The following is a 13,809-nucleotide window of genomic DNA, read 5'->3' as shown; positions in this document are numbered from 1 at the left end:
CAGGGCGCCCGGTACTCCGCAGCGCGTCATCAAAGATTCATCTTTTGTGGCGAGCTGGCAAGAATCCTGCAAAGACCCTGTCGACGCGCTATCCTAATAAACCAGCGAAGCGCTGACCAAGCACGACAACGCTTTGCTCCGGAGCCGCCGGCCGGGTTATCGCGCCCGGTTCGGGCTACAAGGCTCCAACCAATCAACAGGAGGTTCAAGTGCCCCGCAAGACTCCCATCGACCGCTATCGGAATATTGGTATCAGCGCTCATATCGATGCCGGCAAGACCACCACCACCGAACGCATTCTTTTCTATACCGGTGTGAATCACAAAATTGGTGAGGTTCACAACGGCGCGGCTACGATGGACTGGATGGAGCAGGAACAGGAGCGCGGCATCACGATCACCTCCGCCGCCACCACGGCCTTCTGGAAAGGCATGGCGGGGAATTATCCGGAACACCGGATCAACATCATCGATACGCCGGGCCACGTCGACTTCACTATTGAAGTGGAACGCTCCATGCGCGTGCTCGACGGCGCCTGCATGGTGTATGACTCGGTTGGCGGCGTTCAGCCGCAATCCGAAACGGTCTGGCGCCAGGCCAACAAATACAAAGTGCCGCGCATTGCGTTCGTCAACAAGATGGACCGCGTGGGCGCCGACTTTTTCCGCGTGCAACGGCAGATTGGCGAACGCCTGAAAGGCGTAGCCGTGCCCATGCAGATTCCCGTGGGCGCGGAAGATCATTTCCAGGGCGTGATCGACCTGGTCAAGATGAAAGCAATCATCTGGGACGAAGCCAGCCAGGGCGTGCTATTCGAGTACCAGGAAATCCCCGCGAACCTGCTCGCAACCGCCGAGGAATGGCGCGAGAAGATGATCGAAGCTGCGGCTGACGCGAATGAAGCGCTGATGGACAAATACATTGGCGGCGAAGAAATCAGCGAAGACGAGATCAAGGCAGCAATCCGCGCGCGCACGCTCAGGAGCGAGATCGTCCCCATGTTCTGCGGCAGCGCATTCAAGAACAAGGGTGTGCAGGCCATGCTGGATGCGGTGATCGACTATCTGCCGTCGCCAGCGGACGTGCCCGCCATCATGGGCGTGGACGAGTACGACAAACACGCGGAACGTCATCCGACCGATGAAGATCCGTTCTCCGCGCTTGCCTTCAAGATCATGACGGACCCGTTTGTCGGCCAGTTGATCTTCTTCCGGGTGTATTCGGGCGTGGTGAATTCCGGCGATACGGTCTACAACGCGATCAAGGAGAAGAAGGAGCGGCTTGGCCGGATTCTCCAGATGCACGCGAACGAGCGTCAGGAAATCAAGGAAGTGCGCGCGGGCGATATTGCCGCGGCCGTAGGTTTGAAGGAAGCCACGACCGGCGACACGCTGTGCGATCCGGCTCATCCGATCATCCTCGAACGCATGATCTTCCCGGAACCGGTGATCTCCCAGGCCGTCGAGCCGAAGACGAAACCCGACCAGGAAAAGATGGGTATCGCCTTGAACCGGCTGGCGCAGGAAGATCCATCGTTCCGCGTGCAGACCGACGAGGAATCCGGCCAGACGATCATTTCGGGCATGGGCGAGCTGCACCTGGAAATTCTGGTGGACCGGATGCGGCGCGAGTTCGGCGTTGAAGCGACGGTCGGTAAGCCGCAGGTTGCGTATCGCGAGACGATCCGCATTCCGGTCGAGGATATTGAAGGCAAGTTCGTCAAGCAGTCGGGCGGACGCGGCCAATACGGTCACGTGGTGCTGAAGCTGGAACCACAAAAGCCGGGCACGGGTTACGAATTCGTCGATGCCATCAAGGGCGGCGTCGTGCCGCGCGAATACATTCCGGCGGTCGACAAAGGTATTCAGGAAACGCTGAAAGCCGGCGTGCTGGCGGGGTATCCGGTGGTGGACGTGAAGGTGACGCTGACCTTCGGTTCGTACCACGACGTGGACTCGAACGAGAACGCGTTCCGCATGGCTGGATCGATGGCGTTCAAGGACGGCATGAGGAAAGCCAAGCCGGTGCTGCTCGAGCCGATGATGGCCGTGGAAGTGGAAACGCCCGAGGATTTCATGGGCAACGTGATGGGCGATTTGTCGTCACGTCGCGGGTTCGTGCAAGGTATGGAGGACATCGCGGGCGGTGGCGGCAAGATTGTGCGCGCCGAGGTGCCGCTGGCTGAAATGTTCGGCTACTCGACCACGCTACGCTCGCTCACTCAGGGCCGCGCCACGTACACGATGGAGTTCAAGCACTACGCCGAGACGCCGAACAACGTCGCGGAAGCCATCGTGAGTTCGAAGGTCAGATAGACATTGCCGGGCTCAAAGATCGAGTTTAGCGATTGAACCAAGTCCGTTGTTGCCTCCCGGCGGCAACGGACTTTTTTTGGGCTTATTTTGGCTTTGAGCCGGATTGAAGGTAGCGTAGATCGACGGCGGCTTTTCCACGGATAGGAGGAGACAAAGAGCATGAGCGACGAACATCAGCACGACCCTGACCACGAGCACACCGACTGGCGCGAGCACGGCGTCAAGGTAATCAAGGGCGATCAACTCGATACCAACACCGCGCAGACGCCCGGCATGAATCGCGCAGCGGCGATCAACGCGGCACGCGTAGGTGCGCAGAAAATCTGGGCCGGCACAGTCACGATTCATCCGAACGCGAAAACCGGCGCGCATCATCACGGCGCGCTTGAAAGCGTGATCTACGTCGTGCGCGGACAGGCTCGCATGAAGTGGGGCAATCATCTGGAATTTACCGCTGAAGCCGGACCGGGCGATTTCATCTTCGTGCCGCCGTACGTGCCGCATCAGGAGATCAATGCGCTCACCGACGAACCGCTGGAATGCGTACTCGTGCGCAGCGACAACGAGGCGGTGGTGGTGAATCTGAATATCGATGCGGTGGAGGAGCCCGAGGAAGTGTTCTGGGTCGATCCGATTCATAAACATCCGCATCAGCATTGAACGCGATGGGTTGACCATAGTTGACCACACGGGGGCGCGGAATTTTCTACCGCCCTGCTGATGCCTGGCCCGCAAGCTTTCAGCAAGCTTTGCCGCAACGTCGCGGCTGTCCCACAGCACGCGCAATTAATTGGCACGTGAAACGCGCGTCAGGAATCGGAACTCTATTTGCTCCGCTAAACTGAAAGCGCATCCGATTCCGTCGCTGCCACCGCCCCTTGTCGTTAGGCGCGGTATCGTCGAGTCAAAACAACAACCGAACCCTGAACCGGACAGCCCGATGAAAAAGACCGCAACCGATCTGGCCTCGCTTTTTCCCTTCAATGCAGCGCTGGAACAGTCGAGGGGATCGGCGGGAGAACTCGGCAACCATGCCATCGACGAATTCAAGGCCGGTCGCCTTTCGCGGCGCGAATTGCTGCGGCACGCGAGCTTGCTGGGTTTGTCGCTAGCCGCCGGCGGCCTGATCGGCATGCCGCATGCGCGCGCGCAAACGCCTGGCGGGAAGCCTGGCGGCACGATCCGCGTGGCGCATCTGACGCCGGCGGGCGCGGTCGATCCACTCACCGTCACGGACGCCGCCGGTCTGGCGCTGATCAATCAGACGGGCGAATTTCTTATCGACGATGACGGTCAGGCGCTTCAGCTACGCCCTTCCCTCGCGCTTTCATGGAAGCCGAACGAAAAGGGCGATGTCTGGACATTCAAGCTGCGCCCGAACGTCAAATTCCACGACGGCCAGTCGATGACCGCCAAGGACGTCGCCGCCACGTTCAACCGGCTCGCGGACCCGGCTAGCGGCTCGGCCGCGCTCTCGGTGCTGAAGGGAGTGTTATCGAAGGGTTCGGTGAAGGTCGTTGACGACATGACGGTCGAGTTTCATCTCGATGCACCGAATGGCAATTTCCCGTATTACGTGTCGTCGGATACGTACAACGCCGTAATCCTGCCGGCGAATGTCAGCGGCACGTATGAGAAGGCGTTCCCGGGCACGGGACCGTTCAAGTTCGAGTCGTACACGCCGAAGGTGGGCGCGGCGTTCGTGCGCAATCCCGACTACTGGGGTGAAAAAGCGCTGCCCGAGCGTGTGACGTTCGCGTTCTACGCCGACCAGCAGTCGCAACTGCTCGCGCTGCAAGGCCGGCAAGCCGACGTGATGAGCGACTTCACCGTGCAGGGCGGCGTCAGCATGATGACGAACCCCGAGTTCAAGGTGCTGGGTGTGAAGTCGAGCGCGCATCGGCAAATGCATATGCGCACTGACACCGGTCCGTTCAAGGACAAGCGCGTGCGCCAAGCGCTGGCGCTGGCGTTGAATCGCGAGGTCATGGTGAAGGGGCTGTTCAAGGGCCGCGCGACGCTGGGCAATGACAGCCCGTTCTCGCCGGTATTTCCGTCCAGCGATCTGGCGGTGCCGCAGCGCAAGATCGATGTCGCGAAGGCAAAACAATTGCTCGCGGCAGCAGGCGTGCCGAACGGTTTCGACGTCACGCTCACGACCGAGAAGTACATGGAGATTCCCGATCTCGCGGTCGTGATCCAGAACGCAGCGAAGGCGGTCGGCATCCGCATCACGCTGAAGGTGGAAAGCCAGGAGCTGTATTACGGCGCGGGCACGTACGGCAAATCGGACTGGCTCGATTCACCGCTCGGCATCACGGACTATGGGCATCGCGGCGTGCCGAATGTGTTCCTCAATGCGCCGCTCACAAGCGAAGGCACGTGGAACGCGGCGCATTTCAAGAATCCGCAATACGACAAGCTGGTAGCTGATTTCGTGGCGGCGCTCGACGTGGCATCGCAGAAAAAACTATCGGGGCAAATCCAGACTTTGTTGCTGGATGAAACCCCGGTTGCGATTCCCTATTTCTACGATCAGCTGATCGTCACGCGGGCGAACGTGAAAGGCGTGCGCTTCAATGCCATTTCGCAGTTGTATTTCCAACGTGCGACTATCGGCGCGTAGCCGGTTCTTTTTGAGTCTCGCGCATTGAAGCCTGACCCGAGGATGTCTCGATCATGAACACGGTCTCTCCTCCCGCCGCGCCGGGCGCGCCGAAAGTAAGCTCACGCAACAACGCCGGAAGCGCCGCGCGCATTGCGCGGTTTGTCGGCGTGCGGCTGTTGCTCGCGATCATCACGTTGTGGCTGTTATCGGTGATCGTGTTCGCGGGCGGCCAGTTGCTTCCCGGCGATGTCGGCCGCGCAATCCTCGGTCCTCTCGCCGACGCCCGCGCGGTCGCCGCGCTCAATCACCAACTGGGTGTCGACCGGCCTTTGTTCACGCAATATGCCGGCTGGATCGCCCACTTTCTGCGTGGCGACATGGGCCAGTCGTATGCGTACCGCGCGCCGGTGGCACCCTTCATAGGCGACGCGTTGTTGAATTCGGCGAAGCTTGGCGCGCTGGCGTTTATCGTCGTCGTGCCGCTCGGCATTGCCGGCGGTGTCTACGCCGCGCTGCACGAGGGGCGGTGGATCGACCGGACTATCAGCATTGCGGGGTTATCGGCAACGGTCGTGCCGGAGTTCGTCTCCTCCATCGTGCTGATTCTCGTGTTCGGTATCTGGCTGCAATGGCTGCCGATTGAAGCAACGTTTCCGCCTGGGTCGAACGTATTCGTTCAGTTGCAGCATCTGATCCTGCCCGTGTTGCCGCTGGTGCTGGTGTTCTTCGGTTACATCGCACGAATGGCGCGCGCCGGCACCGTCGAAGCGCTCGACGCCGACTACACGCGCACCGCGATCCTCAAGGGCCTGCCGCGCCGCGTGGTGATCATGCGCCACGTGCTGCGCAATGCGCTGCTGCCGACCGTCACCGTTGCCGCGACGCAGCTCGGTTATATGATCGGCGGCCTGGTGGTCGTGGAGACGCTGTTCCACTATCAGGGCATTGGCTCGCTCATTTATAACGCCGCCAAAGGCAAGGACTTCCCCATGCTCGAAGCCGGTGTGCTGACCATTGGCGTGATTTATACGGCGGCGAACCTCATTGCAGATGCGCTGTATGTCGTGTTGAATCCGCGCTTGCGGGTGAGGAACGCGCAATGAGCACGGCAACCGTCGCTCCTGTCCCGCACAAGGCGCCGCGCTTCGAACGGAGCAAGGCCTTGTTGCGTTCACCTACGTTCGTGGTCGGTGTGCTGATCCTGTTGTTCTGGATCGCGTGCGCGTTGGTCGGACATTGGGTCGTGCCGCAGGACCCTTACGCGTCCGATCCGTTGAACTCTCTCACCCCTCCCGACGCCACGCACTGGTTCGGCACCGATCAACTCGGCCGCGATGTGTTCGCGCGCGTGATCGTTGGCGCTCGCGACATTCTCACCATCGCGCCATTGGCAACGTTGCTCGGCACGGTGGCGGGAACGGCGGTTGGCTTGATCGTTGGTTATTTCGATGGATGGGTGGACAACGTGATCGGCCGGCTGATCGATGCAGTGCTCGCGTTGCCGCTCGTGATTGTTGCGCTGCTCGCGCTCGCCGCGGTCGGAGCCAGCAACCTCACCGTAATCCTCGTGATTGGCATCACGTTCACGCCGATCACCGCGCGCACCGTTCGCGCGGCCGTGTTGACCGAACGCAATCTCGACTACGTGCTGGCTGCGCAATTGCGCGGTGAAAATGCGTTCTACATCATGTTCGCGGAGATCCTGCCGAACGTGCTGCAGCCGATCATTGTGGAAGCTACCGTGCGGCTCGGTTACGCCATTTTCGCGGTCGCCACGCTGTCGTTCCTCGGCTTCGGCATTCAGCCGCCGTCGGCTGACTGGGGCCTCGCCCTCTCCGAGTGCTACACGCTGATGGCGGGCGGCGCATGGTGGACCGTCGTGTTCGACGCCGCCGCCATTGCCTCGCTGGTAGTGGGCGTGAACCTCGTCGCCGATGGTATCCAGGGAGTGCTCGAACGATGAACGGACCGCCGCCATCGGCCTTCCCCGTCTTCGATGGATCGAAGCGCGCCGAAGCCGACGCGCTGACCCTTGTCGGCCTGACAGTCGCATACCGTTCACGCGGGCGAGACCGCGAAGTGCTGCAGGACATCTCGCTGCGGGTAAAACGCGGCGAGGCGTACGGGCTGGTTGGCGAATCGGGCTGCGGAAAGTCCACCGCTGCACTCGCCATATTGCGTTATCTGCCGCGCAACGGCCGCGTGAAGTCGGGGAAGATTTCAATCGCCGGCCAAGACATCGCTTCGATGAACGCCGACGCGTTGCGGCACATGCGCGCGAACGCGGTATCGATGGTTTATCAGGACCCGGGCCGCGCGTTGAATCCGTCGCTGACCATCGCGCGGCAGGTGTCCGAGGCGTTTGAGCTCGCGGGCGCTTCGGTGAATGAAGCGCTGGAACACACCATCGACATCTTGCGGCGCGTGCGGATCTCATCGCCCGAGCGCGTGATGGATAGTTATCCACATCAATTGTCGGGCGGCATGCAGCAACGCGTGGTCATAGCGATGGCGCTCGCGTGCAACCCGGAGTTGCTGATCCTCGACGAACCCACTACCGGACTCGACGCGACGGTGGAAGCGGAGGTGCTCGACCTGATCGCGCAACTGCGCGTTGAGCTTGGCACAGCGGTGCTTTTCATCAGCCACAACCTGGCGGTGATCGGACGGATGTGTGATCGCGTCGGCGTGTTGTATGCGGGAAAACTGGTCGAGGAAGGCACGACACGCGATGTATTCGCGCGGCCGCGGCATCCGTACACGGTGGGTTTGCTGCGCTGCCTGCCGACCACGGGACGCAGCAAGGACACGGGCCGGCTCGACACCATCCCGGGTTCGCTGCCGCTGCCGGGATCGGTGACGCAGGGGTGTATCTATGCGCAGCGCTGCAAGCTCGCCGATGACCGTTGTCATCGTGACGCGCCGCCGCCGTATCGGGTGTCGGCCATGCATGGCGATCAAATGGCGCGCTGCCACTATCACGAACGTGCAATCGACTTGCCGCGTGCAACGCCGGAGGTCTTGAGCGCGGCTGTCGAGCGGACAGATGCGCCGGTCGCGTTGCGCGCGGAGAATTTATCGAAGACGTTTCATGTCGGCGGGGAGTCACTGCGGGCGGTGCACGATGTATCGCTGGAACTGGCGCTGGGCGAAACGCTCGGGCTGGTCGGCGAGTCCGGCAGCGGCAAGACGACGCTCGCGAAGCTGTTGCTGGGCTTGCTCTCTCCAGATGCGGGCGGCACCATAGAACTGGACGGCGCCGCTCTGCCCGCGCGCGTGACGCACCGTAACGACGAGCAGGTCAAGTCGCTCCAGATCGTGTTCCAGAATCCGGATTCGGCGTTGAACCGGGCGCATTCGGTGCGTCGGTTGATCGCGCGGTCGTTGTCGAAACTCGGCGCTTTGCGTGGAGCGGCGAAGGAAGCGCGGTTGCAATCGTTGACCGCCGCCGTGCGTTTGCCCGAACGTTACCTGAGCTCGCGCACGCGGCAATTGTCAGGCGGGTTGAAGCAGCGCGTGGCCATTGCGCGTGCGTTCGCTGGCGATCCGCGCGTAGTGGTCTGCGACGAGCCCACGTCCGCTCTCGACGTCTCCGTGCAAGCCGCCATCCTGAATCTGCTTGCCGACCTGCAGCGCGAACGCGGCGTGAGTTACGTGTTTATCTCGCACGATCTGCACGTGGTGCGTTACTTGTCCGATCGCATTGCGGTGCTGTATCTCGGCCGGCTGATGGAGATTGGCCGGGCGAACGACGTGTTCGACGGGCCGCATCATCCTTATACCGAGGCGTTGTTGTCATCGATTCCGGCAATTGGCGATGACCGCCAAGCGCACGAGCGCATCCGCCTTTCAGGCGAATTGCCGAGCGCCGCGAATCCGCCGTCGGGTTGCGTGTTTCATACGCGCTGTCCGCGCAAGATTGGAGCAATCTGCGAGCAAAAGGAGCCGCCCTACGCGCACGCCGCCGATGGCCACAGGATTCGATGCCACATTCCCGTGGCCGAACTGAAGCGCTTGCAAAAGCCTGAGTGAATATCACGCCTGCAGGTAGAGCGGTTGAGGGTTTAAAGCATTTCCAGCGGGCGTTTTGCTTTCGGCGGTTTGAACTGGGTATCGATAAGACTCAGTTCTTCCGTCGACAGATTCACCTCTCGCGCTGCCGCGTTCTCAATCGCATGAGCGACGGTCCCCGCTTTCGGGATCGCGATGACCTGCGGTTGTTGCAAGACCCATGCGAGCGCGACTTGCATCGCAGACAGACCGCGCGCCTTCGCGATGTCGTTGAGTACGCTGTGTTTTGGCAAACGCGCGTGATCGATGGGGCTGTATGCCATCGCCGGCATATTGCGTTCGCGCAGCCACGGCAGGAGTTCGAATTCGGGACCGCGCCGCGCGACGTTATACAGAATCTGATTGGTCGCACATCGGTTACCATTTTCCAGCGCAAAGAGTTCGACCATGTCCTCGGTGTCGAAATTGCTCACGCCCCAATGGCGGATCTTGCCCTGCGCTTTCAAGGTTTCAAAACCACCGATCACCCCTTCCAGGTCTTCACCGCCGCGCCAATGCAGGAGATATAAATCGATGCGGTCAGTCTGTAGCCGCTTGAGGCTTCGTTCGCACGCGGCCTTCACGCCGGATTCGCTGCCGTTATGCGGATAAACCTTGCTGACGATAAAAAGCTCGTCACGCCGGTCTTTCAATGCTTCGGCGATCAGCTTTTCACTCTCGCCGTCGCCGTACATTTCCGCGGTATCGATCACGGTCATGCCAAGATCCACGCCGGTCTTAAGCGCGGCGATTTCCGCGTTGCGGATTCTGGCGCTGTCGCCCATTTCCCAAGTGCCTTGGCCCAAAGCCGGGATCTGCTCTCCGGTCCCATGCAGGGTTGCTGCCGGAAGATGAACGGTTTTTTGCTGCGACGCCATGGACGGTCTCCTTTTCGTGCTGAATGTCGTTGGGCTCAAGCCCTCGGCCTCAGTTCAAATTTTTTGAGCGCACGGTTGAGTGCACTTGAGTGCACGTTACCGCGCGCACTCAACCCTTCATCAGACCAATCCCACCACCAGCGGTCCCAGCAATGTCAGCAATACATTCGCCAACGCATAGGTAATAGCAAACGGAACCGTCGGCACCGCGCTCTCGGCCTTGTCAAGCACGCCGCCGAACGCTGGATTGGCACTGCGCGATCCGGTCAGCGCACCCGCCAGAAGCGCTGCGTTTGTGTATCGCAACACGTATCGGCCGAAAAGCATGGTGAGCACGAGCGGCACGATAGTCACGATCGCACCCAGCAAAAAGATCGTCAGGCCGCTGTTCTTCACCGTCACCACGGCCGCCAACCCGGAGTTCAGACCGACAGCCGCCACGAACGCCGCGAGTCCGAAATCCTTCATCAGTTGCGATGCCGCCGATGGCATCACGCCATACATGGGATGCTTGCCCCGCATCCAGCCGAAGACCAGCCCAGCCAGCAAACAGCCCCCGCCAGAGCCCAAGGTCAACGGCACGCCGCCCACATTCACCACGATCAACCCGATCAACAAACCGAGCACAATCCCCACGCCCATGTAGATGAAATCGGTCTTGTTGGTCACCGGCAATTCATAACCCGCTGCATCCACGGCGCGCTTGGTATCCTGCGGCGAACCGTAGAACGTAATGACATCGCCATGTTCAAGCTTGGTCTCGGGAAGGATCGGCAACGGCTGGTCCGCCCGGCGAATTTCCTGTACGAATACGCCATGCCGCAAGTCGCGATCCACAGTCGTGCGCACCGCGGCAATCGTCATGTGATTCATGCCTTTACGCGTGAACACGCCCTGCCGGTTCTGCATCACGACGCTGATGCCGTCAGTGTCCGCGACCTCTTCACCAATGTTCGACGCCGCCGTCACCATCACCTCACGCCGGCCGACGACCAGCACGATATCGTCGACTTGCAGCATCACGTCCGGCCGCGGCTCCACCGCTTTGCCAGCCCGGCGGATTCGCTCGATCGTGATCATGTCGGACTCGGCCATCTCGATCTCGGCGACTGTCCGGCCCGCCGCACCCGCCGCACCCGTCACGTCCGTCACGCCTGAAGCGACCTTGATCGCCAGTCCCCCGGCATCGGCGCCACCTGTGCGCGCCGCCGCACCACTGCCGCCAGTTACGCGATAAGCCCGCCCGACCAGTTCCGGCAACGCCGCCGTCTGTCCTGCTCCATGCGCGACCGCGCCGCCGAGCAAACTTTTCTCCGCCTCCGCTGCGGCTTCCTTCAAACCCTGCCCCATGAACTTCGGCAAGATATTCACGCACACGATGATCGCGCCCAGTGATCCGAACACGTACGTCACGGCATAAGCGACCGCCACGTCGCCCTGGAGCGCTTTGGTTTCGGCAACCGGCAGCCCGAGCCGGGCAATTGCGTCGCCGGCCGTGCCGATGATCGCCGACTGCGTCAACGCCCCGCCGGCCAGTCCTGCCGCAATCCCCTTGTTCAAGCCGAACAGCTTCGCGCACACGAGCACTGTCACGAGCGCCGACACCGCGAGGAACACCGCCATCGCGATCTCACGCAAAGTCTTGCGCGACAGCGAGTTGAAAAACTGCGGCCCCGAGTCGTAACCGACGGCATAGATGAAGATCGCGAACATGACGGACTTGACGCCGTTATCGATCTGCACACCGAACTGACTGATAACGACGGCCGCCAGCAACGACCCGCCCACACCGCCAAGCTGAAACTTGCCGAAGTTGATCTGGCCGATGAAGTACCCCACCGCCAGAGACAGGAATAGCGCAATCTCCGGTGACTTCGTAAAAACCTGATGTATCCATTCCATAGTGCCCTCGCTAGTTTCGTATGCGCTGCCCGACCTGCTGAATTGAAACCTGCTGAATTGATACTGATACTCGCGCTGCCCACCACGCGCCTATTCCGGTTTTCTACAACCTGTTCATCCCCCTCGCCTGTTCATCCGACCTTGCCCGCGAGCCCGACGATCACCGGCCCCATTAGCGGCAGGAGGACGTTCGACAACGCGTACGTGATCGTGTAGCCGATCACCGGCGTTGCATTGCCCGTCACGCCGACCAGCGCGCTGATCGCGGGCGTGCTGCATTGCTGGCCGGCGATCGCGCCGAGCAGCATGGTACTTCGAGTTTCAACAGCCAGCGTCCGACCGCGAGCGATACCAGCGCCGGCCCGAGCGTGATGACCACGCCCGCCAGCGGCAACGCAACGCCGTACTCGCGGATCAGGCGGATCGCATCAGCGCCGGCCCCCAGCCCGACCGCGGCGATAAACGTGCACAGTCCGAAATCCTTGAGCACTTGCGCCGCGGCGGAAGGTAGCGAGCCGATCACGGGATAGCGCGAACGAATCCAGCCGAACAGCAGCCCGGACAATAAACAGCCGCCACCGGTACCCAGGGCGATCTGCACGCCGCCGACGCGCGCGCTCAAGTGCCCCACGACAATCCCCGCAATCACCCCGATGCCGAGAAACACAAAGTCGGTTTTCAGCGTCGCGCGTACCACGTAGCCGAGCTTCGCCGCGCCGCGCCGCACGTCATCGGCTGCGCCGATCAAGGTCAGTACGTCGCCGCGATGCAGCTCCGTCCCCGGCAGCGCGGGAATCGTGCTGTCCAGCCGTGTGACGGCCGAGATATAGACGCCGTGGCTATCGGCGGGCGTCGCGCGGGCTCGCACCTGTGCCACCGTCAGCCCATGCACTTCGCGCCGCGTGAGCATGACGTCCAGGGTGTCGGCGTAGACGTCGGCAACGTCGCTGCCGGAGACTTCCTCCCCAATACCAGGCAGCGCCGCTACGAGCGCCGCGCGACGCCCGCCGATCACAATCCGGTCGCCCTTCTTCAACACGAGATTCGGTTGCGCTTTCACGATCGAGCGGCCGCGCACCACACGCGCCACGGTGAGCTCGTTGCCATAGCGTTTTTCGAGGGTATTGATGCTCAGACCTGCGGCGCTCGTGACGCAAACTTCGCGCGCTACAAGAGACGGCGCTGCCAGTCGCTGCCCGTCGGCCAACGCGCTGTCGCCCCCGAGCGCGCGCCACAGGCGCTCGGCTTCATCGCGCAAATTCACGCGCAGCATGAGCGGTGCGATCTGGCTGGTGAACAACACGATGGTGACGAGCCCGAACAGGTAACTCACGCTGTAGGCGGTGACTATATTGGCCTGCAGCCGGGCAATCTCCGCAGCCGGCAGTGCAAGCCTGCCAATTGCCTCGGACGCTGTGCCGACCACGGCTGACTCCGTCGCGGCCCCGGCGAGTAAGCCAGCCGCGGTGCCGCGATCCAGCTTGAAGAGCGCAACGGCCCCGAGCACCAGCCCAAGTACCACCACCAGTTCGACGACCGAAAGGAGCCCATATCGCCAGCCACGCCCGATATTCGCGAAAAACTGCGGGCCGCCGGTGAAACCCAGCGCGAAGATAAACAGCGCAAATGCAATATTCTTTAGATCCGGTGAAAGGCGCGCACCGCTTTGTCCGAGAACGAGCGCCACAAGCAAGGTGCCGCATACCCCACCGAGCTGTATGGGTCCGAACTTGAAAGAGCCAATGAAAAATCCGAGTGCCAGACTCGCAAACAATGCAATTTCCGGTTGACTCGCCAGCAAGTTCCAGATCATGAAATTATCGCCTCTATTGATTATTAAAATGCAACTATCAAGCGACTTGGAATGACCGAATTAAGGGTTCGATTAATTGTGATCGTGATTCTGGAATGGGTTACCAATGCACCTCTTAGGATGTCAGTTTGCCAGCCATGAACTCGGGACGGTATGAATTTAACGCCCATCTTCATTTTTTCGCGTGTCTGGCGTCCATTTCAGTCAATAAAACACCCGTATTGGCGATGTCCGGCAGAGCTT

At 61.2% G+C, this 13,809-nt stretch carries 8 protein-coding genes and 1 pseudogene; 6 read left to right on the top strand and 3 right to left on the bottom strand.

Translation table 11 applies throughout. The features are described 5' to 3' along the window. The first annotated feature begins 209 nt into the window (after nucleotides 1-209). The 6 genes from fusA to SBC1_RS03490 all read left to right on the top strand — a co-directional run bounded on the left by fusA (nucleotide 210) and on the right by SBC1_RS03490 (nucleotide 8,955). Nucleotides 210-2,315: an elongation factor G gene (fusA, locus tag SBC1_RS03515; protein WP_165086954.1), complete on the top strand. Its 2,106-nt coding sequence runs from the start codon at nucleotides 210-212 to the stop codon at nucleotides 2,313-2,315. Nucleotides 2,316-2,474: 159 nt separating this feature from the next. Further along, entirely contained in the window at nucleotides 2,475-2,975 is a 501-nt protein-coding gene (locus tag SBC1_RS03510; protein ID WP_165086952.1) for a cupin domain-containing protein, read from the top strand. A 280-nt stretch (nucleotides 2,976-3,255) separates the two neighbouring features. Next, nucleotides 3,256-4,941: an ABC transporter substrate-binding protein gene (locus SBC1_RS03505; RefSeq protein WP_165086950.1), complete on the top strand. Its 1,686-nt coding sequence runs from the start codon at nucleotides 3,256-3,258 to the stop codon at nucleotides 4,939-4,941. Nucleotides 4,942-4,991: 50 nt separating this feature from the next. Then, complete coding sequence (locus SBC1_RS03500; RefSeq protein WP_371826750.1) at nucleotides 4,992-6,026, top strand: ABC transporter permease; 1,035 nt, start codon at nucleotides 4,992-4,994, stop codon at nucleotides 6,024-6,026. Further along, nucleotides 6,023-6,886 (top strand): ABC transporter permease, encoded by an 864-nt coding sequence (locus SBC1_RS03495; RefSeq protein WP_165086945.1) that lies wholly within the window; start codon nucleotides 6,023-6,025, stop codon nucleotides 6,884-6,886. Before SBC1_RS03500 ends, SBC1_RS03495 begins: the two co-directional genes overlap by 4 nt. Then, a complete protein-coding gene (locus SBC1_RS03490; RefSeq protein WP_165987316.1) occupies nucleotides 6,883-8,955 on the top strand; it encodes an ABC transporter ATP-binding protein in 2,073 nt (690 codons plus the stop codon). The genes SBC1_RS03495 and SBC1_RS03490 overlap by 4 nt, the downstream gene beginning before the upstream one ends. Nucleotides 8,956-8,987: 32 nt before the next feature. On the opposite strand, the gene SBC1_RS03485 is transcribed toward SBC1_RS03490, so the two are convergent. The 3 genes and pseudogenes from SBC1_RS03485 to aspT all read right to left on the bottom strand — a co-directional run bounded on the left by SBC1_RS03485 (nucleotide 8,988) and on the right by aspT (nucleotide 13,566). Next, a complete protein-coding gene (locus SBC1_RS03485; protein ID WP_165987314.1) occupies nucleotides 8,988-9,851 on the bottom strand; it encodes an aldo/keto reductase in 864 nt (287 codons plus the stop codon). 120 nt (nucleotides 9,852-9,971) lie between these two features. Next, a complete protein-coding gene (locus SBC1_RS03480; RefSeq protein WP_165086938.1) occupies nucleotides 9,972-11,753 on the bottom strand; it encodes an aspartate-alanine antiporter family protein in 1,782 nt (593 codons plus the stop codon). Between the two features lie 131 nt (nucleotides 11,754-11,884). After that, a pseudogene (gene aspT / locus SBC1_RS03475) lies at nucleotides 11,885-13,566 on the bottom strand (aspartate-alanine antiporter). Between the last annotated feature and the right edge of the window lie 243 nt (nucleotides 13,567-13,809).

Origin of the sequence: Caballeronia sp. SBC1 (assembly GCF_011493005.1) — a bacterium.
Taxonomy (GTDB): Bacteria; Pseudomonadota; Gammaproteobacteria; order Burkholderiales; family Burkholderiaceae; genus Caballeronia.
The sequence above is the reverse complement of the archived record's forward strand: the minus strand, read 5'-3'. Positions and strand labels throughout refer to the sequence as shown.

Bases quoted from the DNA above. Each gene is read 5' to 3' on its own strand.
- SBC1_RS03510 (WP_165086952.1), top strand. From the start codon at position 2,475: ATGAGCGACGAACATCAGCACGACCCTGACCACGAGCACACCGACTGG.
- SBC1_RS03505 (WP_165086950.1), top strand. From the start codon at position 3,256: ATGAAAAAGACCGCAACCGATCTGGCCTCGCTTTTTCCCTTCAATGCA.
- SBC1_RS03495 (WP_165086945.1), top strand. From the start codon at position 6,023: ATGAGCACGGCAACCGTCGCTCCTGTCCCGCACAAGGCGCCGCGCTTC.
- SBC1_RS03490 (WP_165987316.1), top strand. From the start codon at position 6,883: ATGAACGGACCGCCGCCATCGGCCTTCCCCGTCTTCGATGGATCGAAG.
- SBC1_RS03485 (WP_165987314.1), bottom strand. From the start codon at position 9,851: ATGGCGTCGCAGCAAAAAACCGTTCATCTTCCGGCAGCAACCCTGCAT.
- SBC1_RS03480 (WP_165086938.1), bottom strand. From the start codon at position 11,753: ATGGAATGGATACATCAGGTTTTTACGAAGTCACCGGAGATTGCGCTA.